General features: G+C 42.3%; 22 protein-coding genes. 19 read left to right on the top strand and 3 right to left on the bottom strand.

Going from position 1 to position 22,822, the window contains the following annotated elements; all coding sequences use genetic code 11:
* Positions 1 to 218: 218 nt before the first annotated feature.
* The 8 genes from B7714_RS02605 to dnaJ all read left to right on the top strand — a co-directional run bounded on the left by B7714_RS02605 (position 219) and on the right by dnaJ (position 11,254).
* Positions 219 to 4,058, top strand: a complete 3,840-nt coding sequence (locus B7714_RS02605; RefSeq protein WP_084859562.1) for an LPXTG-anchored SHIRT domain periscope protein — start codon at positions 219 to 221, stop codon at positions 4,056 to 4,058.
* A gap of 157 nt (positions 4,059 to 4,215) precedes the next feature.
* Entirely contained in the window at positions 4,216 to 4,536 is a 321-nt protein-coding gene (locus B7714_RS02600; RefSeq protein ID WP_084859561.1) for a PadR family transcriptional regulator, read from the top strand.
* Positions 4,536 to 5,111: a DUF2812 domain-containing protein gene (locus B7714_RS02595; RefSeq protein ID WP_084859560.1), complete on the top strand. Its 576-nt coding sequence runs from the start codon at positions 4,536 to 4,538 to the stop codon at positions 5,109 to 5,111. Before B7714_RS02600 ends, B7714_RS02595 begins: the two co-directional genes overlap by 1 nt.
* Before the next feature lie 34 nt (positions 5,112 to 5,145).
* The gene (locus B7714_RS02590) at positions 5,146 to 5,658 is read left to right on the top strand and encodes a DUF2812 domain-containing protein (RefSeq protein ID WP_084859559.1); all 513 of its coding nucleotides are present in this window, start codon (positions 5,146 to 5,148) and stop codon (positions 5,656 to 5,658) included.
* A gap of 160 nt (positions 5,659 to 5,818) precedes the next feature.
* A complete protein-coding gene (gene hrcA / locus B7714_RS02585) occupies positions 5,819 to 6,853 on the top strand; it encodes a heat-inducible transcriptional repressor HrcA (protein WP_084859558.1) in 1,035 nt (344 codons plus the stop codon).
* Positions 6,854 to 6,879: 26 nt separating this feature from the next.
* Positions 6,880 to 7,395, top strand: a complete 516-nt coding sequence (gene grpE / locus B7714_RS02580; protein WP_084859557.1) for a nucleotide exchange factor GrpE — start codon at positions 6,880 to 6,882, stop codon at positions 7,393 to 7,395.
* Positions 7,396 to 7,770: 375 nt separating this feature from the next.
* Entirely contained in the window at positions 7,771 to 9,594 is a 1,824-nt protein-coding gene (dnaK, locus tag B7714_RS02570; RefSeq protein WP_000034683.1) for a molecular chaperone DnaK, read from the top strand.
* A gap of 523 nt (positions 9,595 to 10,117) precedes the next feature.
* Positions 10,118 to 11,254 (top strand): molecular chaperone DnaJ, encoded by a 1,137-nt coding sequence (gene dnaJ, locus B7714_RS02565; protein WP_049505132.1) that lies wholly within the window; start codon positions 10,118 to 10,120, stop codon positions 11,252 to 11,254.
* Positions 11,255 to 11,333: 79 nt separating this feature from the next.
* On the opposite strand, the gene B7714_RS02560 is transcribed toward dnaJ, so the two are convergent.
* The 3 genes from B7714_RS02560 to B7714_RS02550 form a co-directional block, all read right to left on the bottom strand.
* Complete coding sequence (locus B7714_RS02560) at positions 11,334 to 11,987, bottom strand: hypothetical protein (protein ID WP_193432108.1); 654 nt, start codon at positions 11,985 to 11,987, stop codon at positions 11,334 to 11,336.
* Between the two features lie 69 nt (positions 11,988 to 12,056).
* Positions 12,057 to 12,335: a hypothetical protein gene (locus tag B7714_RS02555; protein WP_000777745.1), complete on the bottom strand. Its 279-nt coding sequence runs from the start codon at positions 12,333 to 12,335 to the stop codon at positions 12,057 to 12,059.
* Positions 12,336 to 12,344: 9 nt separating this feature from the next.
* Positions 12,345 to 12,755, bottom strand: a complete 411-nt coding sequence (locus B7714_RS02550) for an HIT family protein (protein WP_084859555.1) — start codon at positions 12,753 to 12,755, stop codon at positions 12,345 to 12,347.
* A gap of 67 nt (positions 12,756 to 12,822) precedes the next feature.
* Between B7714_RS02550 and B7714_RS02545 the strand changes: the two genes are divergently transcribed.
* The 11 genes from B7714_RS02545 (at position 12,823) to B7714_RS02495 (ending at position 22,822) form a co-directional block, all read left to right on the top strand.
* Complete coding sequence (locus B7714_RS02545) at positions 12,823 to 13,554, top strand: ABC transporter ATP-binding protein (RefSeq protein ID WP_084859554.1); 732 nt, start codon at positions 12,823 to 12,825, stop codon at positions 13,552 to 13,554.
* Positions 13,551 to 14,600: an ABC transporter permease gene (locus B7714_RS02540; protein WP_084859553.1), complete on the top strand. Its 1,050-nt coding sequence runs from the start codon at positions 13,551 to 13,553 to the stop codon at positions 14,598 to 14,600. Before B7714_RS02545 ends, B7714_RS02540 begins: the two co-directional genes overlap by 4 nt.
* A 47-nt stretch (positions 14,601 to 14,647) precedes the next feature.
* The gene (ccrZ, locus tag B7714_RS02535) at positions 14,648 to 15,442 is read left to right on the top strand and encodes a cell cycle regulator CcrZ (protein WP_084859552.1); all 795 of its coding nucleotides are present in this window, start codon (positions 14,648 to 14,650) and stop codon (positions 15,440 to 15,442) included.
* Positions 15,439 to 16,074 (top strand): tRNA (guanosine(46)-N7)-methyltransferase TrmB, encoded by a 636-nt coding sequence (gene trmB, locus B7714_RS02530; RefSeq protein ID WP_001266088.1) that lies wholly within the window; start codon positions 15,439 to 15,441, stop codon positions 16,072 to 16,074. The genes ccrZ and trmB overlap by 4 nt, the downstream gene beginning before the upstream one ends.
* 126 nt (positions 16,075 to 16,200) lie before the next feature.
* A complete protein-coding gene (gene rimP / locus B7714_RS02525; protein ID WP_000338696.1) occupies positions 16,201 to 16,680 on the top strand; it encodes a ribosome maturation factor RimP in 480 nt (159 codons plus the stop codon).
* Between the two features lie 42 nt (positions 16,681 to 16,722).
* Entirely contained in the window at positions 16,723 to 17,859 is a 1,137-nt protein-coding gene (gene nusA / locus B7714_RS02520; RefSeq protein ID WP_000032280.1) for a transcription termination factor NusA, read from the top strand.
* Positions 17,860 to 17,880: 21 nt separating this feature from the next.
* Positions 17,881 to 18,174, top strand: a complete 294-nt coding sequence (gene rnpM / locus B7714_RS02515; RefSeq protein ID WP_000857560.1) for an RNase P modulator RnpM — start codon at positions 17,881 to 17,883, stop codon at positions 18,172 to 18,174.
* The gene (locus tag B7714_RS02510; protein ID WP_001041396.1) at positions 18,167 to 18,466 is read left to right on the top strand and encodes a YlxQ-related RNA-binding protein; all 300 of its coding nucleotides are present in this window, start codon (positions 18,167 to 18,169) and stop codon (positions 18,464 to 18,466) included. The genes rnpM and B7714_RS02510 overlap by 8 nt, the downstream gene beginning before the upstream one ends.
* 16 nt (positions 18,467 to 18,482) lie before the next feature.
* Complete coding sequence (infB, locus tag B7714_RS02505) at positions 18,483 to 21,269, top strand: translation initiation factor IF-2 (RefSeq protein ID WP_084859551.1); 2,787 nt, start codon at positions 18,483 to 18,485, stop codon at positions 21,267 to 21,269.
* Positions 21,270 to 21,435: 166 nt separating this feature from the next.
* Positions 21,436 to 21,786: a 30S ribosome-binding factor RbfA gene (gene rbfA / locus B7714_RS02500; protein WP_001273599.1), complete on the top strand. Its 351-nt coding sequence runs from the start codon at positions 21,436 to 21,438 to the stop codon at positions 21,784 to 21,786.
* 256 nt (positions 21,787 to 22,042) lie between these two features.
* Positions 22,043 to 22,822, top strand: coding sequence for a hypothetical protein (locus B7714_RS02495; RefSeq protein ID WP_084859550.1), 780 nt, complete (start codon positions 22,043 to 22,045; stop codon positions 22,820 to 22,822).

Raw genomic sequence — 22,822 nt, 5'->3', positions numbered from 1 at the left:
TAGAATTTACCTCCTGTAAAGTTTGTGAAAAGAACACATTTTTTAATATATAGATAGATGTTTAAAGTATAAATGGACAGAATGAATGACAATTTGGAAATACAAAATAGTAAATAATTTTTTATATCTGCTTTTAATTGACTTCTTTTTGTGTTAAAATGAGATGAATATTTCTTTTGAAATGATTAAACAATCATTTTTAGTTTTGGAGGTACATTATGAAATGGAAATATCGCATGAGAATGCCTTTTTCTACTATTTTCAGTAGAAAAAAACAGGCTTTTCTCGGACTAGTCGTTTTACTTTTTTCTATTTTTCTTATTCCGCTTCAATCTTATGCGGCTTTAGAAGAAATAAAAAACGGAACGGATATCTCAACCTTGGATATTCGTAAGTTTAATTTGAACATCAACAATTTTAGTGTTTTATCTAAATCACAGGCTGTTGATCAGTTTCATTTATCGAATCCCCACTATGAATATCTCTGGGGTGGTGCCTATCCAGGCGAGATGGAGAACTTTACTCTTAAAGTAGATAAAAGTAAAAAACAGGATCAAGTTTTTGAAAATCCTCTTTCTCTAAAATTCACAAATATTGGTAACGTTCACGGTAAGCAAGTAGATGCTTACTTAAAATTCAATAAGGTAACTCTTCACTATCTAAACACTGCTCAGGCAGAATCTGAGATGAATAGTGCTCAAAAATCTACTGTTGAATTTTTCTCTATTTCAGAATTGTGGGAAAATAATGCTTTTGAAATTGGGAATGTTCCCTATGTAGATGCGGCTCATGACTACATTATGAATAAGGCTTTTTGGCTTGATGCGGATGTAACAGCAGAGTTGCGTTATGCAGATGGTTCCGAGACAGATTTGAAGTTGGTCATGAAACCAACGGATATCGATGCAATGGATGCAAACAACTTGAAGGAAACCTTCTATATTAAAGATTATCAAAATGATGTTAATCTTCGTTTGATGAATAATGCCAATGTTTTAAGACAGGAAGATCAAGGAGATCGAACTGCTTGGGTAGCAACTCAGATTACAAGCGGTAGCTATTCTGAGAACAATATCTCTGGTTTTGCCCTTCGATCAAATAGTAATAGTATGAATTTTGGTTACTCATCAACAGAGGTTGCTTCGGCCGTCTTTGGTCTTTATATTGAAAAAATTGATCCGAGCCCTGTTCTAGCAGTGGATCCTACAGAGATTCCAGCTAAGGAAGGACAAGATGTAACCTATAAAGCTACGTTTAAAGTTCCGGTTCCAGGTAAGGACATTTTAGCAACGCCTTCATCTATCGAAATGGTTCAGAATTTTGATGATCGCTTGGACTATAAAGAACTTAAAGTTGAATCAGGTGGAGTGACTCTGCAAGAAGGACGTGACTATACGATTGAGAAGTCAGGTCAAACAGTTACTGTTAAAATGACACCTGAGTACATAAAATCAAATTCTGCCGCTGAGATTATTATCACTTATAAAACAGCTACCAACAAAAAAGTAGAAGAAAAAGGTCCTGAAAAGATTGACAATACTGTAACATTGCATGTTGATAATTTATCAGCTCCTTCTAATCAGGTAAGCACTGCCCTTCTTTATGAAAAACATCATGAGTTTGTGAGTGGGACCCCAGGTAAAGATCTTCCACAAGAAGTGAAAGACTTGCTTCCAGCGACAGATAAGAACTTGTCTAATGGTACTCAAGTAACGCCAACTCAACCAAGTAAAACAGAAGTGAAGACAGCAGAAGGCACTTGGAGCTTTAAGTCTTATGACAAGGCATCAGAAACCATCAATGGAGCGGACGCCCACTTTGTCGGTACTTGGGAATTCACCCCAGCACCAACTTACAAGGCAACACACGAATTTGTTAGCGGAACTCCAGGCAAAGACCTTCCACAAGAAGTGAAAACCTTGCTTCCATCAGACCAAACAGACTTGAAAGATGGTAGTCAAGCGACTCCAACTCAGCCAAGTAAAACGGAAGTGAAGACAGCAGAAGGTACTTGGAGCTTCAAGTCCTACGACAAGGCATCAGAAACCATCAATGGAGCGGATGCCCACTTCGTCGGTACTTGGGAATTTACCCCAGCACCAACTTACAAGGCAACACATGAATTTGTCAGCGGAACTCCAGGCAAAGAGCTTCCACAAGAAGTGAAAACCTTGCTTCCAGCAGACCAAACAGACTTGAAAGACGGTAGTCAAGCGACTCCAACTCAGCCAAGTAAAACGGAAGTGAAGACAGCAGAAGGCACATGGAGCTTCAAGTCCTACGACAAGGCATCAGAAACCATCAATGGAGCGGATGCTCACTTTGTCGGTACTTGGGAATTCACCCCAGCACCAACTTACAAGGCAACACATGAATTTGTCAGCGGAACGCCAGGAAAAGAACTTCCACAAGAAGTGAAAACCTTGCTTCCAGCAGACCAAACAGACTTGAAAGATGGTAGTCAAGCAACTCCAACGCAACCAAGCCAAACAGAAGTGAAGACGGCAGAAGGTACGTGGAGCTTCAAGTCCTATGACAAGGCATCAGAAACCATCAATGGAGCGGATGCTCACTTTGTCGGTACTTGGGAATTCACCCCAGCACCAACTTACAAGGCAACACATGAGTTTGTCAGCGGAACGCCAGGAAAAGAACTTCCACAAGAAGTGAAAACCTTGCTTCCAGCAGACCAAACAGACTTGAAAGATGGTAGTCAAGCAACTCCAACGCAACCAAGCCAAACAGAAGTGAAGACGGCAGAAGGTACGTGGAGCTTCAAGTCCTATGACAAGGCATCAGAAACCATCAATGGAGCGGATGCTCACTTTGTCGGTACTTGGGAATTCACCCCAGCACCAACTTACAAGGCAACACATGAGTTTGTCAGCGGAACTCCGGGTAAAGAGCTTCCACAAGAAGTGAAGGCCCTTCTTCCAGCAGACCAAACAAACTTGAAAGATGGCAGCCAAGCAACACCAACACAACCAAGTCAAACAGAGGTTAAGACAGCAGAAGGAACATGGAGCTTCAAGTCCTACGATAAGACATCGGAAACAATTAATGGATCAGATGTTAAGTTTATAGGTACATGGGAATTTACAGCAACTCCAGTTCCAACAGTGACTCATAAAGTGGTTCACGAGTTTGTCAGCGGAACTCCAGGTAAAGAACTTCCACAAGAAGTTAAAGTTTTGCTTCCAGCAGACCAAACAAACTTGAAAGATGGCAGCCAAGCAACGCCAACGCAACCAAGTCAAACAGAGGTTAAGACATCAGAAGGCACATGGAGCTTCAAGTCCTACGATAAGACATCGGAAACAATTAATGGATCAGATGTTAAGTTTATAGGTACATGGGAATTTACAGCAACTCCAGTTCCAACAGTGACTCATAAAGTGGTTCATGAGTTTGTCAGCGGAACCCCAGGTAAAGAACTTCCGCAAGAAGTGAAAGTCTTGCTTCCAGCAGACCAAACAGACTTGAAAGATGGTAGCCAAGCAACACCAACGCAACCAAGCCAAACAGAAGTTAGGACAGCAGAAGGTACCTGGAGCTTCAAGTCCTACGATAAGACATCGGAAACAATTAATGGATCAGATGTTAAGTTTATAGGTACATGGGAATTTACAGCAACTCCAGTTCCAACAGTGACTCATAAAGCGGTTCACGAGTTTGTCAGTGGAACTCCAGGTAAAGAACTTCCACAAGAAGTAAAAGCCTTGCTTCCAGCAGACCAAACAGACTTGAAAGATGGTAGCCAAGCGATTCCGACGCAACCAAGTCAAACAGAAGTGAAGACAGCAGAAGGCACATGGAGCTTCAAGTCTTATGACAAGACATCTGAAACCATCAATGGAGCAGACGCACACTTCGTAGGCACCTGGGAATTCACTCCGGCCCCAATTAAAGATTCTGGAAATAATAGTCAACCAGAAGAAGGAAGTAGTCAAAATCAGAACTTGTTACCAAACACGGGTTCAGCAGTATCTGGTCTTCTTTCAATCATCGGTCTTGCCTTTGCAAGCCTAGCAGCTTTTATCCTTCGCAAGAAAGATTAAGCCACTCTTAGGAAATAACAAAATGACTTCTTAATTCCTGAGCCTAAGAAGAGAGAACGAGAAATCGTTCTCTCTTTTTCTTGCATTTTATATCGAGTTGTGATATATTTTATATAACGAAGTGCGATATATTGGATTAAATAGGAGGTGTGGTTAAATGGAATTAACAGATAAGATCAGGCGTGTTTACCTTCCCATGACTGAAACAGGTTTTTATATCTTGTTTTGTTTACAGAAGGAGAACCATGGATATGGTATCACACAAAAGGTCAAGGAGATGACAGATTCGCAAGTTTCGATTAGTCCTGGAACTATGTATGGGACCTTGTCAAAGATGGAAAAGGATGGCTTGATTTCCTTTGTCCTAGAAGAGGAAAAACGTAAAATCTATCAGATAACCGACTTGGGACGAAAAGTTTTGGAGATAGAATTGAAACGTATTGAACGGCTATACAGAAATAGTCGGGAGGAAGTATAATGGAAAAGAAGGTTGTATATCGGATATCTACAATTGCAGATTATGATAGAGAGGCTTTATACCTTGGGGAAATGCATGCTAAGGGCTGGAAACTTACGGAAGTAAGCTACTCTAACTTAGTAGTTGCGGTTAAGTATACTTTTGAAAAGTGCCAACCGGAGCAGGTGTCTTATCAGTTGGACTTTTATCCCATGAAAAAATCAGAGAGAGCCTCCTATTTACAACTATTTAAAGACTGTGGCTGGGAGCATATTACAGACTTGAATAGTTTTTCCTATTTTAGAAAAGCACATTCTGAAATTGAATCGGATACTGAGTTTGAAATCTATAATGACGCTACAGGGAAGTTAGCAATGATCAAACGGATTTTAATAATGCGGATGCTTCCTATTTTGATTCTATTTTTAGCTCTACTACCGGTTTTCTCAAAGTTTGTCAGTGGAGCTAGTTCTTTCAGATGGGAAGTATTTTTGATTTTCATAATAGATTGTGTTTTATTGATAGTTTTTGCGGTTCAGATTTCTTATATTTTTTGGAGCTTGTTTCAAAAGTGGAAAGAATTATCTGAGAAATAAAACCATGTATGTTTTCTGATTTGGAGGTAAGACAATGAATAGCAAAGTACAATTTCGGATTTTTACCATTGTTGATTTGGACAAGGAAGAAGAATATTTACATGAGATGCACTTGAAAGGTTGGAGATATAGAACTAATCGTTTGGGCTTTTTCTATTTTGAACAATGCCAACCAGATGATGTCATCTATCATATCTATGATTCTAGATTTCTTAAAAAGTATAAGCATGAACTGCAAGATTTTAGAAATAGCGGTTGGGAATTGATAGAAACAGGTTTTTGTTCGACTCTTCGTAAACCAACTTCTGATATCCTTTCAGAGGAGAAAGTCTATATGAGTAAGGGTCTCAGATGGGAAGTTATGCGGTCTAGACTTCGTTCCTGTATAGCCACTTTTTCAGGTGGTCTTGTTGTTTGCATGAGTTTGTATCGAGAAAATTTGTCTCAGTCTTTCTTTATTATTCTCTTTTTATACGCTTGCTTGATTTCTTATCTAATCTATGGTTTTTTCAGACTTAAAAGGAAATACCAAGTAGATGAGAAGTGAGATTCTAGGTCTTCAGACTGATTTTTAGCACTCTTGGCAAAAGAGTGCTAATTTTTTGAGTTTTTGTCTTGACATTCTCTTCTAAGGGTGTATAATAGAATCATGAGTTAGCACTTGGATGCATAGAGTGCTAATCGATCGGACAGAGAGGAGTGATGAGATGGTTACAGAGCGTCAGCAGGATATTTTAAATCTGATTATTGACATCTTTACCAAAACGCACGAACCTGTCGGATCCAAGGCGCTACAAGAGTCTATCAATTCTAGTAGTGCTACCATTCGTAATGACATGGCAGCTCTAGAGAAGCAGGGTTTGCTTGAGAAGGCTCATACCTCAAGCGGTCGGATGCCAAGTGTCGCGGGATTTCAGTACTATGTGAAACACTCGCTTGCTTTTGACAGACTGGCTGAAAATGAGGTATACGAGATTGTCAAAGCCTTTGATCAGGAATTCTTCAAACTGGAGGATATTCTGCAAGAGGCTGCTAATCTACTGACAGACCTGAGTGGCTGTACGGTAGTGGCTCTGGATGTTGAGCCGAGCAGGCAACGGTTGACAGCCTTTGATATCGTTGTTTTGGGACAACATACAGCCTTGGCAGTATTTACCCTAGACGAGTCCCGAACGGTTACCAGTCAATTTCTGATTCCAAGGAACTTCTTGCAGGAAGATTTAAATCGCCTCAAGACCTTGATTCAAGAACGTTTCCTCGGTCACACCGTTCTGGACATTCATTACAAGATTCGGACGGAGATTCCGCAAATTATCCAACGTTACTTTACAACAACGGACAATGTCATGGATCTCTTTGAACACATTTTTAAAGAAATGTTCAACGAAAACATTGTGGTGTCGGGCAAGGTCAATCTCTTGAATTTTGCCAATCTAGCAGCCTATCAGTTCTTTGACCAACCGCAAAAGGTGGCTTTGGAGATTCGTGAGGGTCTGCATGGAGATCAAATGCAAAATGTCCGTGTTGCAGACAGTCAGGAATCCTGTCTAGCTGATTTGGCGGTGATTAGCAGTAAGTTCCTCATTCCTTATCGAGGTTTTGGAATTCTAGCGATTGTCGGTCCAGTCAATCTGGATTACCAGCAATTGGTCAACCAAGTCAATGTAGTCAACCGCGTATTGACCATGAAGTTGACAGATTTTTACCGCTACCTCAGCAGTAATCATTACGAAGTACATTAAGATTGAAATCATTAAAGGAGGCGAAAATGGCCCAAGATATAAAAAATGAAGAAATGAAAGAAGAGGAAGTTGTGGAAACAACTGAAGAAACAACTCCTGAAAAGTCAGAGTTGGACTTGGCAAATGAACGTGCAGATGAGTTTGAAAATAAATACCTTCGCGCTCATGCAGAAATGCAAAATATTCAACGCCGTGCCAATGAAGAACGTCAAAACTTGCAACGTTATCGTAGCCAAGATCTGGCAAAAGCAATTTTACCGTCGCTTGACAACTTAGAACGTGCACTAGCAGTTGAAGGTTTGACAGACGATGTCAAAAAAGGATTGGAGATGGTGCAAGAGAGCTTGATTCACGCTTTGAAAGAAGAAGGAATCGAAGAAATCGCAGCTGACGGTGAATTTGACCATAACTATCATATGGCCATCCAAACTCTCCCAGCAGACGATGAACACCCAGCAGACAGCATCGCTCAAGTCTTCCAAAAAGGCTACAAACTCCATGACCGCATCCTACGCCCAGCCATGGTAGTAGTGTATAACTAGGCAATTCTGATGGTTGCTGAAGCAACTCGTCAGAAAACGGCAATCGCTATGGCGTTTGCCTAGCCTCCTTACTAACTCGTCGTCGAAATAATATCGATTTCGACTCCTCGTGTCGTAACATAAATACATTGAAAACTTGTCCGAAACGACAATAAACTATGAAGAAAGATAAAAAGCAAGCTGGAGGCTTGCAAGGAAGATGTTGCCCGCCGTGGTGAAAGTTTCAGTAGCGTGTGCTACTGAAACAGGGGATTTTTGAGACAATTGGCTCAAAAATAAGTGATGAAATCCCGTAGGGAGTTGCTCACGTCCCCACCACTTAAGGGAAATATCAAAAAAATCAAAATTCGAATTAAACTTTAAGGAGAAAAACACATGTCTAAAATTATCGGTATTGACTTAGGTACAACAAACTCAGCAGTTGCAGTTCTTGAAGGAACTGAAAGCAAAATCATCGCAAACCCAGAAGGAAACCGTACAACTCCATCTGTAGTATCATTCAAAAACGGAGAAATCATCGTTGGTGATGCCGCAAAACGTCAAGCAGTTACAAACCCAGATACAGTCATCTCTATCAAATCTAAGATGGGAACTTCTGAAAAAGTTTCTGCTAACGGAAAAGAATACACTCCACAAGAAATCTCAGCTATGATCCTTCAATACTTGAAAGGTTATGCGGAAGAATACCTTGGTGAAAAAGTAACTAAAGCAGTTATCACAGTTCCAGCTTACTTCAACGATGCTCAACGTCAAGCAACAAAAGACGCTGGTAAAATCGCTGGTCTTGAAGTAGAACGTATCGTCAACGAACCAACTGCAGCAGCTCTTGCTTACGGTTTGGACAAGACTGACAAAGAAGAAAAAATCTTGGTATTTGACCTTGGTGGTGGTACATTCGACGTATCTATCCTTGAATTGGGTGACGGTGTCTTCGACGTATTGTCAACTGCAGGGGACAACAAACTTGGTGGTGACGACTTTGACCAAAAAATCATCGACCACTTGGTAGCAGAGTTCAAGAAAGAAAACGGTATTGACTTGTCTACTGACAAGATGGCAATGCAACGTTTGAAGGATGCAGCTGAAAAAGCTAAGAAAGACCTTTCAGGTGTAACTTCTACTCAAATTAGCTTGCCATTTATCACTGCTGGTGAAGCTGGACCTCTTCACTTGGAAATGACTTTGACTCGTGCGAAATTCGACGATTTGACTCGTGACCTTGTAGAACGTACAAAAGTTCCAGTTCGTCAAGCCCTTTCAGATGCAGGTTTGAGCTTGTCAGAAATCGACGAAGTTATCCTTGTTGGTGGTTCAACTCGTATCCCAGCCGTTGTAGAAGCTGTTAAGGCTGAAACTGGTAAAGAACCAAACAAATCAGTAAACCCTGATGAAGTTGTTGCCATGGGTGCTGCGATCCAAGGTGGTGTGATCACTGGTGATGTGAAAGACGTTGTCCTTCTTGACGTAACACCATTGTCACTCGGTATCGAAACAATGGGTGGAGTATTTACAAAACTTATCGATCGCAACACTACTATTCCAACATCTAAATCACAAGTCTTCTCAACTGCAGCGGACAACCAACCAGCCGTTGATATCCACGTTCTTCAAGGTGAACGCCCAATGGCAGCAGATAACAAGACTCTTGGACGTTTCCAATTGACAGATATCCCAGCTGCACCTCGTGGAATTCCTCAAATCGAAGTAACATTTGACATTGACAAGAACGGTATCGTATCTGTTAAAGCCAAAGACCTTGGAACTCAAAAAGAACAAACTATTGTTATCCAATCTAACTCAGGTTTGACAGACGAAGAAATTGACCGCATGATGAAAGATGCAGAAGCTAACGCTGAAGCAGATAAAAAACGTAAAGAAGAAGTAGACCTTCGTAACGAAGTTGACCAAGCAATCTTTGCGACTGAAAAGACAATCAAGGAAACTGAAGGAAAAGGCTTCGATGCAGAACGTGATGCTGCCCAAGCTGCCCTTGATGACCTTAAGAAAGCGCAAGAAGACAACAACTTGGACGAAATGAAAGCAAAACTTGAAGCATTGAACGAAAAAGCTCAAGGACTTGCTGTTAAACTCTACGAACAAGCCGCAGCAGCACAACAAGCTCAAGCAGGAGCAGAAGGCGCACAAGCAACAGGAAACGCAGGCGATGACGTCGTAGACGGAGAGTTTACTGAAAAATAAGATGCAAAGCCCGTTAAAACCTCACAGTAAAAATAGGAAATCTGACGTAGAAACTTTAGTTTCTAGGAAGATTTGCACCTAAAGGTAGCCATATCTGTAGTTCGCTAAAGAGAAAACAGCTACGTCTCTTTTTCACTAAGAGGTTAGGGCGTGCTCAATTCGGTAAGATATTGAGGCGTTAAGAAAACGAAAGAAAAATAGGAAGCCATCGCCTTGTGCGATGCACAAAAGATGGCTTATATTTTTTCCGAAGTTTTTAGCCGAAACTCAGTTAAGCATTACTAGTTTGATTTTTAAAACTCGAACTAGTAAGTATAAGAAGAAATCCAGAGGTTGCAACCCAGCCTCTGTTTTTCGGTAAGAAAAAAGTTGGAACGTAAATTTTTGGTTTTTCTTTAAACTAAGTTAGAAAGGAATTGAACCCGACCGAAATTCTCGGAAAAAAGATAAATCTGCCTAGGAGCATCGCTCCAGTGTCAGATTTCCTATTTTTCAGTCGAATTTTACGGTCTTGGTATCTTGTATGAACAATACTGAATTTTATGATCGTCTGGGGGTGTCAAAAAACGCTTCGGCAGACGAGATCAAAAAGGCTTATCGTAAGCTTTCGAAAAAATATCACCCAGATATCAACAAGGATCCTGGAGCTGAGGAAAAGTACAAGGAAGTTCAAGAAGCCTATGAGACTTTGAGTGACGACCAAAAACGTGCAGCTTACGACCAGTATGGTGCTGCGGGTGCCAACGGTGGCTTTGGTGGTGCTGGCGGTTTTGGTGGCTTTGACGGAGCAGGTGGCTTCGGTGGTTTTGAAGATATCTTTTCAAGTTTTTTCGGAGGAGGCGGAGCTTCACGCAATCCAAACGCTCCTCGTCAAGGGGATGACCTCCAGTACCGTGTGAACTTGACCTTTGAAGAAGCTATCTTCGGAACAGAAAAGGAAGTTAAGTACAACCGTGAAGCAAGCTGTCGTACATGTAATGGATCTGGTGCTAAGCCAGGGACAAGTCCAGTCACTTGTGGACGCTGTCATGGTGCTGGTGTCATTAACGTCGATACGCAGACTCCTCTTGGTATGATGCGTCGCCAAGTAACCTGTGATGTCTGTCATGGTCGCGGAAAAGAAATCAAAGATCCATGTACAACTTGTCACGGTACAGGTCATGAAAAACAAGCTCATAGCGTCCATGTGAAAATCCCTGCTGGTGTGGAAACTGGCCAACAAATCCGCCTAGCTGGTCAAGGTGAAGCAGGCTTTAACGGTGGACCTTACGGGGACTTGTACGTGGTGGTTTCTGTGGAAGCTAGCGATAAGTTTGAACGTGAAGGAACAACTATTTTCTACAAGTTAAATCTTAATATTGTCCAAGCTACTCTTGGAGACACTGTAGAAATTCCAACTGTTCATGGAGATGTTGAATTGGTTATCCCAGAAGGAACTCAGACTGGCAAGAAATTCCGTCTACGTGGCAAGGGAGCACCGAGCCTTCGTGGCGGTGCTGTTGGTGACCAATACGTTACTGTCAATGTCGTTACTCCGACAGGTTTGAACGACCGCCAAAAAGCAGCGCTTAAAGAATTCGCAGCTGCAGGCGACTTGAAAGTCAATCCAAAGAAAAAAGGCTTCTTTGACCATATTAAAGATGCCTTTGAAGGAGAATAAAGTAAAAAGAGCCGATTGGCTCTTTTTTTGTATAATCTTGGGAAATTTAGCATCGAGCAATCATTCTCCAATTAGTCTACTATTTATACTTTTGAGTGAGCAAGTCAGCAGTATCCATCTCCTGAATGAGTTGCTTGAATTCCTCTTCCTTTCCAGGCTTAACGGTGACGGTGTCAATACGCTTAATCGCCGAATTATCCTGAATATCCACTAAGATCAAAGCTTTTTCATAGAATGCGATTCCCTTTTTGAGACTTTCTTGATCATTCCAAAAGAGAAGTGAGTAATTAGGGTTAAATTTCTTTCCTTTTTCTTGGAAATACTTCTCGCCCTCCTTCTTTAAAAACTGAAATAAACCATGATTGAACAAGTTATCCCCTACTTTATAGTAGGAAATCTCTCCTGTCTGGAGGACATAGACTTCGAGTCGGTTTTTGGTGAGTTTTGGACTTTCTTTTAGGACGGGGTGGCTATTGATAACATCATCAGAGAAAGTAACATAAAAATTTAAGCCCCCTCCCTCGTATTGATAGTGTCCATCTGATTCGACTTTCTCAGGAGGGAGGTCAAGGGAGGTAAAGATTTGTTTTAAGTCGTCATTCCCTTTTCGGATGTCACTTGGTGACGCTTTGAAAAGATTGATTAGTAGTAGAAATGCTAGGGCTGCAAGCAGGCAGAGGCAGCCGCAAGGGATCGCGATGACCTTCGCTAGAACTTTTACAAACTGTTTCATTTTCATTCCCTCCCTTTTCTGTTCGAATCTAGTAACCCAAAATGGACTTAAGGAAAGTTGGAGGCTTTCTTATTCTTGTTTTTCTTCTTGGAGAACCGCCATTCTGGTTTGGAAATCTTTTTCTAAAACTTTGAATTTGTAGGTTAAATCTTTTTGGTATTCCTTGATAAGGGCCTTTTGTTGGTCGATGATTTGTAGGCTGTTTTGGATGATATCCAAATCATCCTTGATAGCTTGGACGCGGTCAGTTGTATCTAGCACTTCATCCTGAATGGCTTGGCGATTTTTTACGACAAAATAACTTCCAGCTGCAGCTCCTGCAAATAGCAATAGATTGGATAGTTTCATGGCATCTCCTTAAGCGTTTTTAATGGTTTTAGCGACTTGGGCAAGTTTGTCAAAGTCGGGTTCGTGGGCGATAAAGTCAATCTTGAGGTCATCTTCTGCACCGTAGCGAGGTACGAGATGCACGTGAGTATGAAAGACCGTTTGACCAGCAACTTCCTCACAGTTGGCGATGATGTTCATACCAGCAGCTTTGGTAGCTTTCATAACTTTTTGAGCTACCAGTGGCACTTGGGCAAAGAGTTGGCTGGCACTTGGGGCATCCATCTCCAAAAGATTGCGATAGTGCTCTTTTGGTACAATGAGAGTGTGTCCAGGCGTTACTTGAGAGATATCAAGAAAGGCAAGAACCTGCTCATCCTCGTATACTTTTGAAGCAGGAATCTCCCCTGCGATAATCTTACAAAAAATGCAATCTGACATAAAATCCACCTCTACTGTATTGAATTTTGATATAATATAGCTACATTATACCAGATTCGGAGAAAATATGTTAGAAATTAAAAACCTGACAGGAGGCTATGTTCATGTCCCTGTCTTGAAAGATGTGTCCTTTACAGTTGAAAGTGGGCAGTTAGTCGGTTTGATCGGTCTTAACGGCGCGGGTAAATCAACGACAATCAATGAGATTATTGGTCTCTTGACACCTTACAGTGGGGAAATCAAGATTAATGGTTTGACCCTGCGAGAAGATGCGACTAGCTACCGCAAGCAGATTGGCTACATCCCAGAAACGCCTAGCTTGTATGAAGAGCTGACTCTCAGAGAGCATATCGAAACGGTGGCTATGGCTTACGGTATTGAACAAAATGTGGCTTTTGAGCGAGTAGAATCTTTGTTAAAAATGTTTCGTTTGGATCAAAAATTAGATTGGTTTCCTGTGCATTTCTCCAAAGGGATGAAGCAGAAGGTCATGATTATCTGTGCTTTTGTGGTGGATCCGAGTCTTTTCATCGTGGATGAGCCTTTTCTTGGCCTCGATCCGCTGGCTATTTCTGACTTGATTCAGCTTTTGGAAGTAGAAAAGCAAAAAGGTAAGTCTATCCTCATGAGTACCCACGTGCTGGACTCGGCGGAGAAGATGTGTGACGCCTTTGTTATTCTCCACAAGGGGGAGGTGAGGGCTCAGGGAAACCTCCAGCAACTGCGCGAAGCCTTTGGCATGCCTGAAGCGAGTTTGAATGATATTTACTTGGCTCTGACCAAAGAGGAGGAGCTATGAAAGACTTGTTCTTAAAGCGAAAGCAGGCTTTTCGTAAGGAGTGTGTCGGTTATCTGCGCTATGTTCTCAATGACCACTTTGTCTTGTTCTTGCTGATTCTCATCGGTTTTCTAGCTTACCAGTACAGTCAACTCTTGCAAGATTTTCCTGAAAATCACTGGCCTATCCTCTTGTTTTTGGGGATTGTATCTGCCTTGCTTTTGGCTTGGGGAGGAATCGCGACCTACATGGAAGGACCGGACAAACTCTTTCTCTTAGTCAGTGAAGAAGAGGTTAAGTCTCACCTCAAAGGGCAGACAGTACGCTCACTGGTCTTTTGGCTCTTTGTCCAAACCCTTTTCTTGCTTTTATTTGCGCCCTTATTTTTAGCCATGGGTTATGGCTTGCCAGTTTTTCTCATCTATGTGCTTTTACTAGGAGCAGCGAAGTACATAGTCTTTCATCAAAAAGCCAGTAAATTTTATATTGAGACTGGCCTTGACTGGGATTATGTGATTGCCCAAGAAAGCAAGCGCAAGCAAGTCTTGCTTCGTTTCTTTGCTCTCTTTACTCAGGTCAAGGGCGTTTCAAATAGTGTCAAACGTCGCGCTTATCTGGATTTCATCCTTAAAGCAGTTCAGAAAGTGCCGAGCAAGATCTGGCAAAATCTCTATCTCCGCTCTTATCTGCGAAATGGAGATCTTTTTGCCCTCAGTTTGCGCCTCTTGCTCCTATCCCTGTTAGCTCTAGTCTTTATCGCGCAATCTTGGATCGCGACAGCGGTAGTGGTTCTATTTAATTACCTCTTGCTCTTTCAGTTACTCGCCCTCTATCATGCCTTTGACTACCAGTACTTGACCCAGCTCTTTCCTTTGGAAAAGGGTGAAAAAGAGAAGGGCTTGAAACAGATAGTGCTCGGTGTTGGAAGTGTCGTTCTTTTGCTGGAGCTGCTGGTCGGAGCAGTAATTTTTCAAGAAAAAATAGCTTTGTTGGCTCTTGTAGGGGCTAGTCTCTTCCTACAATTGTTTTATTTGCCTTACCAACTAAAAAGATTGGTTGACGAATAGACCAAAAACTAGTAGAATAGTAAGGAAACTTTATACGGAGGAAAGAAATGGACTTGGGTGATAATGAGCTAACGCTGACCCCGATACCTGGGAAGAGTGGCAAGGCTTATATGGGAAACTACCCTGATGGGAAGCGCGTCTTTGTAAAAATGAACACCTCTCCAATCCTACCTGGCCTAGCCAGAGAACAAATCGCTCCTCAATTACTATGGACTCGTCGTTTGTCAGATGGCCGTGATATGTGTGCTCAGGAATGGCTGACGGGCAAAATCTTGACCCCTTACGATATGAATCGCAAGCAGATTATCAATATCTTGAACCGCCTTCACCGCTCGCGTCCTTTGATGAAGCAGTTGAGTCGTTTGGGATATACCATGGAAAAACCAGTTGATTTGCTACGTTCTTGGCAGCAAGGAGTTCCAGAAATCTTGAAGCAGAACCACTACTTGAACAGTGTGATTGCTGAACTAGGTAAGACGGTTCCAGGTTTTAGAGAAGACTATGCAACGATTGTGCATGGGGATCTTCGTCATAGTAATTGGATTGAGACAGAGAGTGGACTCGTTTATCTAGTGGATTGGGATTCGGTTCGTCTGACGGATCGTATGTTTGATGTGGCGCATTTGCTATGCCACTACATTCCAGATCATCAGTGGCGTCAATGGTTGAGAGACTACGGCTATAAGTACAATCAGACAGTGTTAGATAAATTGTATTGGTATGGTCAGTATTCTTATTTGAACCAGATTGCCAAATACTGTGAAAATCAAGATTTAGACAATGTAAACCGGGAGATTTACGCCTTGCGCGTCTTCCGTGACAAGTATGGAAAGAAGAGATGAGAGTTAGAAATCGTAAAGGGGCGACAGAATTACTAGAGGCTAATCCCCAGTATGTGGTCCTCAATCCCTTAGAAGCAAAAGGGAAATGGCGAGACTTGTTTGGAAATGATCATCCTATTCATGTAGAGGTTGGAAGTGGGAAAGGGGCCTTCGTATCAGGAATGGCCAAGCAAAATCCTGACATCAACTACATCGGGATTGATATCCAAAAGTCGGTATTGAGTTATGCCTTGGATAAGGTATTAGAAGTTGGAGTGCCCAACATCAAGTTGCTGTGGGTAGATGGTTCAGATTTGACTGACTACTTTGAAGACGGTGAGATTGATCGCCTCTACCTAAACTTTTCAGATCCCTGGCCTAAAAAACGCCATGAAAAACGTCGTTTGACTTACAAGAGTTTCTTGGATACCTTCAAGCGCATCTTGCCTGAGAATGGGGAAATCCATTTCAAGACAGATAACCGTGGCTTGTTTGAGTACAGTCTGGTGAGTTTTTCTCAGTATGGGATGAAACTGAACGGAGTTTGGTTGGACTTACATGCCAGTGATTTTGAAGGCAATGTCATGACAGAGTATGAGCAAAAATTCTCCAGCAAAGGTCAAGTGATCTACCGAGTTGAAGCAGAATTTTAAGAAATAGCTTGAAAACCAGCTGTTTGAGTGCTAATGCTTTACATAAATTGACAAACGTGCTATACTGATAGTAAGAATATGAGAAAGAGAGGCGGGGAAATATCTTCGCCTCTTGCTTATGAGGAGGTGGACGCAATCGCAACAATCGTAGAATTAGTCAGAGAAGTTGTAGAACCTGTCATCCAAGCGCCTTTCGAGCTCGTGGATATCGAGTATGGAAAGATTGGCAGTGACATGATTCTCAGTATTTTTGTAGACAAACCCGAAGGAATTACCTTGAACGACACGGCAGACCTGACAGAAATCATCAGTCCTGTCCTAGATACCATCAAGCCTGATCCCTTCCCAGAACAATATTTCCTAGAAATCACCAGTCCAGGCTTGGAACGTCCTTTGAAAACCAAGGATGCTGTCGCTGGAGCAGTTGGGAAATACATCCATGTCGGGCTCTACCAAGCCATTGATAAGCAAAAAGTCTTTGAAGGAACCTTGGTATCCTTTGAAGGGGATGAGCTGACTATGGAGTATATGGACAAAACACGTAAGAAAACTGTCCAAATTCCATACAGTTTAGTATCAAAAGCACGTTTAGCAGTAAAACTATAGAAAAGAAAGGATAGCTTTTGAGGATTCAAAAGTAAAAAGAACATGAGTAAAGAAATGCTAGAGGCCTTCCGCATTTTGGAAGAAGACAAGGGAATCAAAAAAGAAGACATCATCGACGCAGTAGTAGAGTCGCTTCGTTCCGCCTATCGCAGACGTTATGGTCAGTCTGATAGCGTAGCCATCGACTTCAACGAAAAAACAGGTGACTTTACTGTCTATACTGTTCGTGAAGTTGTAGACGAAGTATTTGATAGCCGTTTGGAAATCAGCTTGAAAGATGCCCTTGCCATTAATTCAGCCTATGAGCTTGGTGATAAAATCAAGTTTGAAGAAGCGCCAGCTGAGTTTGGTCGTGTAGCAGCCCAATCTGCCAAACAAACCATCATGGAAAAAATGCGCAAGCAAACACGTGCCATCACTTATAATACTTACAAAGAACATGAACAAGAAATCATGTCTGGTACAGTAGAACGCTTTGACAATCGCTTTATTTATGTCAACCTTGGCAGCATCGAAGCTCAATTGTCAAAACAAGACCAAATCCCTGGAGAAGTCTTTGCTTCCCACGATCGTATCGAAGTCTACGTTTACAAGGTTGAAGACAACCCTCGTGGTGTCAATGTCTTTGTTAGCCGTAGCCATCCAGAGATGATCAAGCGTTTGATGGAGCAAGAAATTCCAGAAGTTTACGACGGAACTGTTGAAATCATGAGCGTAGCTCGTGAAGCAGGTGACCGTACTAAAGTTGCTGTTCGTAGCCACAATCCAAACGTGGACGCTATCGGGACCATCGTTGGTCGTGGTGGTGCTAATATCAAGAAAATCACTAGCAAATTCCACCCAGCTCGTTACGATGCCAAGAGCGATCGCATGATTCCTGTTGAAGAAAACATCGACGTTATCGAGTGGGTAGCAGATCCAGCTGAGTTTATCTACAATGCTATCGCTCCTGCTGAGGTTGACCAAGTTATCTTTGATGAAAACGACAGCAAACGTGCCTTGGTCGTTGTACCTGATAACAAGCTCTCTCTTGCCATCGGTCGTCGTGGACAAAACGTTCGCTTGGCAGCTCACTTGACGGGTTACCGTATCGATATCAAGTCTGCTAGTGAGTTTGAAGCTATGGAAGAAGCAGGTCAAGTTGATTACGCAGTTGCGGATGAATTGATCGAAGAATAAAAGCTGCTAGAGGAGGGAAAGATGAAAACAAGAAAAATCCCTTTGCGCAAGTCTGTTGTATCCAATGAAGTGATTGATAAGCGTGATTTGCTCCGCATTGTCAAGAACAAGGAAGGACAGGTCTTTATCGATCCGACAGGCAAGGCCAATGGCCGTGGCGCTTATATCAAGCTAGACAATGCAGAAGCCCTAGAGGCTAAAAAAAAGAAAGTCTTTAACCGTAGCTTTAACATGGAAGTGGAAGAAAGCTTTTATGACGAGTTGATCGCCTATGTTGATCACAAAGTAAAAAGAAGAGAGTTAGGACTTGAATAAGCAAAAAATTAGCAATCTCTTGGGTCTTGCTCAACGAGCAGGTCGGATCATATCAGGTGAGGAATTGGTGGTCAAGGCCATCCAAGACCAGAAAGCCAAGCTAGTCTTTCTAGCTCATGATGCTGGTCCCAATCTAACCAAGAAGATTCAAGATAAAAGTGACTATTATCAAGTAGAAGTTATAACCGTGTTTTCAACACTGGAATTAAGCATAGCAGTTGGAAAATCGAGAAAGGTTTTGGCTGTGACAGATGCTGGATTTACAAAGAAAATGAGGTCTCTTATGGAATAGAAGAGGAGGACATGATTTGTCTAAGAAAAGATTGTACGAAATCGCAAAAGAACTTGGAAAAGAAAGTAAAGAAGTTGTAGCGCGTGCAAAAGAGTTGGGCTTGGATGTAAAAAGCCACTCATCGAGCGTGGAAACCGCTGCTGCTGAGCAAATCGCAGCTAGCTTTAAATCTGCACCTGCTCCTAAAGCAGAAGCAAAACCTGCAGCACCAAAAGCAAGTGTAGAAAAGAAAGCGGAAAAACCTGCGTCAGCTAAATCAGTTGTCACGAAGGAAGAAAGTAAACCAGTTGCACCTGTAGCTCCTAAGGAAGAAAAAGTAGTGGCCGCAAGACCACAAAGTCGAAACTTCAAGGCGGAGCGTGAGGCGCGTGCCAAAGAGCAGGCAGAGCGACGCAAACAAAACAAGGGCAACAACCGTGACCAACAACAAAACGGCAACCGTCAGAAAAACGATGGTCGTAATGGTGGAAAAACTGGTCAAGGAAACCGCGACAATCGCCGATTTAACGACCAAGGGAAAAAACCACAAGGTCAAGGAAATCGTGGCAATGATCGCCGTCAGCAACAAGACTTCCAGCCAAAACAATCTGGACCACGTGTTGACTTTAAAGCCCGTGCAGCAGCCCTAAAAGCAGAGCAAAATGCAGAGTACGCACGCTCAAGCGAGGAGCGCTTCAAACAATCGCAAGCTGCCAAAGAAGCCTTGGTTCAAGCTAATAAACGCAAGGAACCTGAGGAAATCTTTGAAGAAGCTGCTAAGCTAGCTGAACAAACGCAGCCAGCCGTAACAGTAGCTCCTGTAGCGAAAGAAGCGCCAGTGGATACACGTCGTAAAAAACAAGCTCGACCAGACAAAGAACGTGACGATTATGATCACGAAGAAGATGGTCCTAGAAAACAACAAAAGAATCGAAGTAGTCAGAATCAAGTGAGAAATCAAAGAAATAGTAACTGGAATAACAACAAGAAAAATAAAAAAGGGAACAAGCAAAACAACCGTAACCAGACTCCAAAACCTGTTACAGAGCGTAAGTTCCATGAATTGCCAACAGAATTTGAGTATACAGATGGTATGACTGTTGCGGAAATCGCAAAACGTATCAAACGTGAACCAGCTGAAATCGTTAAGAAACTCTTTATGATGGGTGTCATGGCCACACAAAACCAATCCTTAGATGGAGAAACCATCGAACTCCTCATGGTGGATTACGGTATCGAAGCCAAACAAAAGGTTGAAGTGGATAATGCCGACATCGAACGTTTCTTTGTCGAAGATGGCTATCTCAATGAAGATGAATTGGTTGAGCGTCCACCAGTTGTAACCATCATGGGACACGTTGACCATGGTAAAACAACTCTCTTGGATACCCTTCGTAACTCTCGTGTTGCGACAGGTGAAGCAGGTGGTATCACTCAGCATATCGGAGCCTACCAAATCGTGGAAAATGGCAAGAAGATTACCTTCCTTGATACACCTGGACACGCGGCCTTTACATCTATGCGTGCGCGTGGTGCATCTGTTACCGATATTACCATCTTGGTTGTAGCAGCCGACGACGGGGTTATGCCTCAGACTATCGAGGCTATCAACCACTCAAAAGCAGCCAACGTTCCAATCATCGTAGCTATTAACAAGATTGATAAACCAGGTGCCAACCCAGAACGTGTTATCGGTGAATTGGCAGAGCATGGGGTTATGTCAACAGCTTGGGGTGGAGATTCTGAATTTGTTGAAATCTCAGCTAAATTCAACCAAAATATCGAAGAATTGTTGGAAACGGTCCTTCTTGTGGCTGAAATTCAAGAACTCAAGGCAGACCCAACAGTGCGTGCTATCGGTACGGTTATCGAGGCTCGTTTGGATAAAGGAAAAGGTGCGGTCGCAACCCTTCTTGTGCAACAAGGTACTCTGAATGTGCAAGACCCTATCGTTGTCGGAAATACCTTCGGTCGTGTCCGTGCTATGACAAATGACCTTGGTCGTCGTGTCAAGGTTGCTGGACCATCAACGCCAGTTTCTATCACAGGTTTGAACGAAGCGCCAATGGCGGGTGACCACTTTGCTGTTTACGAAGATGAAAAATCTGCGCGTGCAGCCGGTGAAGAGCGTGCAAAACGTGCTCTCATGAAACAACGTCAAGCTACCCAACGTGTCAGCCTTGAAAACCTCTTTGATACGCTTAAAGCTGGTGAACTCAAGTCAGTCAACGTTATCATCAAGGCCGACGTACAAGGTTCTGTCGAAGCCCTTTCTGCCTCACTTCAAAAAATTGATGTGGAAGGTGTGAAAGTTACTATCGTTCACTCGGCAGTCGGTGCTATCAACGAATCTGACGTGACCCTTGCGGAAGCTTCAAATGCCTTTATCGTTGGTTTCAACGTACGCCCTACACCACAAGCTCGTCAACAAGCCGAAGCTGATGACGTAGAAATCCGTCTCCACAGCATTATCTACAAGGTTATCGAAGAGATGGAAGAAGCCATGAAAGGGATGCTTGACCCAGAATTTGAAGAAAAAGTTATCGGTGAAGCGATTATCCGTGAAACCTTCAAAGTGTCTAAAGTCGGAACTATCGGTGGATTTATGGTTACTAGCGGTAAGGTTACCCGTGACTCTAAAGTCCGTGTTATTCGTGACGGTGTCGTTATTTACGATGGTGAACTTGCAAGCTTGAAACACTATAAAGATGACGTCAAAGAAGTTACAAACGGTCGTGAAGGTGGATTGATGATTGATGGCTACAATGATATCAAGATGGATGATGTGATTGAGGCTTATGTCATGGAAGAAATCAAGAGATAATAGAGAAACGATAGCTAATTTGACTCGTCGTCAACAGCGCCTTGATGAACCCTTAGTTCTATCTAAGGCTTGTTTCCTAGATTCAAATGGCTCTAGTTCCTCTATCTAATAGAAATAGCTAGGTCTGCTGGCCTAGCTTTTGGTTCAAAGTAGAGAAAGGAATATCATGGCAAATCATTTCCGTACGGATCGTGTGGGCATGGAAATCAAGCGTGAAGTCAATGAGATTTTGCAAAAGAAGGTCCGTGATCCGCGTGTCCAAGGTGTGACCATTACAGATGTTCAGATGCTGGGTGACTTGTCTGTTGCCAAGGTTTACTACACCATTTTGAGTAACCTTGCTTCGGATAACCAAAAAGCTCAAATCGGGCTTGAAAAAGCAACTGGTACCATCAAACGTGAACTTGGTCGCAATTTGAAATTGTACAAAATCCCAGATTTAACCTTCGTCAAAGATGAGTCCATCGAATATGGAAACAAGATTGACGCAATGCTACGCAATCTGGATAAGAACTAATACTCTTCGAAAATCAAATTCAAACCAAGTCAGCGTCGCCTTGCCGTACTCAAGTACAGCCTGCGGCTAGCTTCCTAGTTTGCTCTTTGATTTTCATTGAGTATAAGAAAGAGGGTCACCCCTCTTTTTTGTTTCCAGAGCATGATTATTACTATTTGACGATGTATTCATCTGCTAAAAATCGGTTTAAAAAATTTGTAAATTTCAAATAGTATGATATGATAAAGCTTGATATAAATGAAAAACGGAGAGACATATGGCTAAACAAGATATAGCTATGCAAGTACTGCAACAAGTGGTGAAATTACCCGTAGTCAAAGTTAATCGAGAGAAATTTTTAGTAGAAAAGTTTTCCAAGGAACTAGACCGCAAGGATATTGCAACCTTATTAGAACAAGGGCCGACTTCTTTGTTGCCTCAGGAAAGCTTGGATCGAGTGGCAAAGGCCTGTATTAAGGACAATGTCTTGATGGCTAGTGGAACATCGGTGCTGGCAGGTCTACCTGGAGGTCTTGCCATGGCGATCACAATCCCGACAGATGTAGCTCAGTTTTACGCTTTCTCATTAAAATTAGCTCAGGAACTAGGGTATATTTACGGATTTGATGATCTCTGGGCATCGCGAAATGAGTTGAGTGAAGATGCTAAAAACACGCTTTTACTTTATCTCGGTGTGATGCTGGGAGTAAATGGTGCAGGCGCTCTGCTTCGATCAGGCGGTGTGACAGTAGCCAAGCAAGTCATAAAAGTAGTGAACAAGAAAGCCTTGACAAAGACCCTTTGGTATCCGATTTTAGAAAAAGTTTTGAAAATTTTTGGTGTCAATCTGACAAAAGGAGGCCTAGCCAAAGGGATGGGGAAAGTGATCCCTATCCTAGGTGGAGTCATTTCTGGGGGTTTAACCTTTGCGACCATGAAACCGATGGGAGAAAGATTGCAACAGGAATTGTCCAAGCTAGTCAACTACAATGAAGTGCAATATCAAAGAGACGTTGATACTATCCGAAAAGAGGTCGAAATCATCGAAGGAGAGTAA

The organism is Streptococcus oralis subsp. oralis (assembly GCF_002096595.1).
Lineage (GTDB): Bacteria > Bacillota > Bacilli > Lactobacillales > Streptococcaceae > Streptococcus > Streptococcus oralis_D.
The sequence above is the reverse complement of the archived record's forward strand: the minus strand, read 5'-3'. Positions and strand labels throughout refer to the sequence as shown.

Bases quoted from the DNA above. Each gene is read 5' to 3' on its own strand.
- ccrZ (WP_084859552.1), top strand. From the start codon at position 14,648: ATGGACTTGGGTGATAATGAGCTAACGCTGACCCCGATACCTGGGAAG.
- rbfA (WP_001273599.1), top strand. From the start codon at position 21,436: ATGGCAAATCATTTCCGTACGGATCGTGTGGGCATGGAAATCAAGCGT.
- B7714_RS02595 (WP_084859560.1), top strand. From the start codon at position 4,536: ATGGAAAAGAAGGTTGTATATCGGATATCTACAATTGCAGATTATGAT.
- rnpM (WP_000857560.1), top strand. From the start codon at position 17,881: ATGAAAACAAGAAAAATCCCTTTGCGCAAGTCTGTTGTATCCAATGAA.
- B7714_RS02550 (WP_084859555.1), bottom strand. From the start codon at position 12,755: ATGTCAGATTGCATTTTTTGTAAGATTATCGCAGGGGAGATTCCTGCT.
- B7714_RS02560 (WP_193432108.1), bottom strand. From the start codon at position 11,987: ATGAAACAGTTTGTAAAAGTTCTAGCGAAGGTCATCGCGATCCCTTGC.
- nusA (WP_000032280.1), top strand. From the start codon at position 16,723: ATGAGTAAAGAAATGCTAGAGGCCTTCCGCATTTTGGAAGAAGACAAG.
- hrcA (WP_084859558.1), top strand. From the start codon at position 5,819: ATGGTTACAGAGCGTCAGCAGGATATTTTAAATCTGATTATTGACATC.
- B7714_RS02600 (WP_084859561.1), top strand. From the start codon at position 4,216: ATGGAATTAACAGATAAGATCAGGCGTGTTTACCTTCCCATGACTGAA.
- grpE (WP_084859557.1), top strand. From the start codon at position 6,880: ATGGCCCAAGATATAAAAAATGAAGAAATGAAAGAAGAGGAAGTTGTG.
- dnaK (WP_000034683.1), top strand. From the start codon at position 7,771: ATGTCTAAAATTATCGGTATTGACTTAGGTACAACAAACTCAGCAGTT.
- trmB (WP_001266088.1), top strand. From the start codon at position 15,439: ATGAGAGTTAGAAATCGTAAAGGGGCGACAGAATTACTAGAGGCTAAT.
- B7714_RS02590 (WP_084859559.1), top strand. From the start codon at position 5,146: ATGAATAGCAAAGTACAATTTCGGATTTTTACCATTGTTGATTTGGAC.
- B7714_RS02540 (WP_084859553.1), top strand. From the start codon at position 13,551: ATGAAAGACTTGTTCTTAAAGCGAAAGCAGGCTTTTCGTAAGGAGTGT.
- B7714_RS02545 (WP_084859554.1), top strand. From the start codon at position 12,823: ATGTTAGAAATTAAAAACCTGACAGGAGGCTATGTTCATGTCCCTGTC.
- B7714_RS02605 (WP_084859562.1), top strand. From the start codon at position 219: ATGAAATGGAAATATCGCATGAGAATGCCTTTTTCTACTATTTTCAGT.
- B7714_RS02555 (WP_000777745.1), bottom strand. From the start codon at position 12,335: ATGAAACTATCCAATCTATTGCTATTTGCAGGAGCTGCAGCTGGAAGT.
- dnaJ (WP_049505132.1), top strand. From the start codon at position 10,118: ATGAACAATACTGAATTTTATGATCGTCTGGGGGTGTCAAAAAACGCT.
- B7714_RS02495 (WP_084859550.1), top strand. From the start codon at position 22,043: ATGGCTAAACAAGATATAGCTATGCAAGTACTGCAACAAGTGGTGAAA.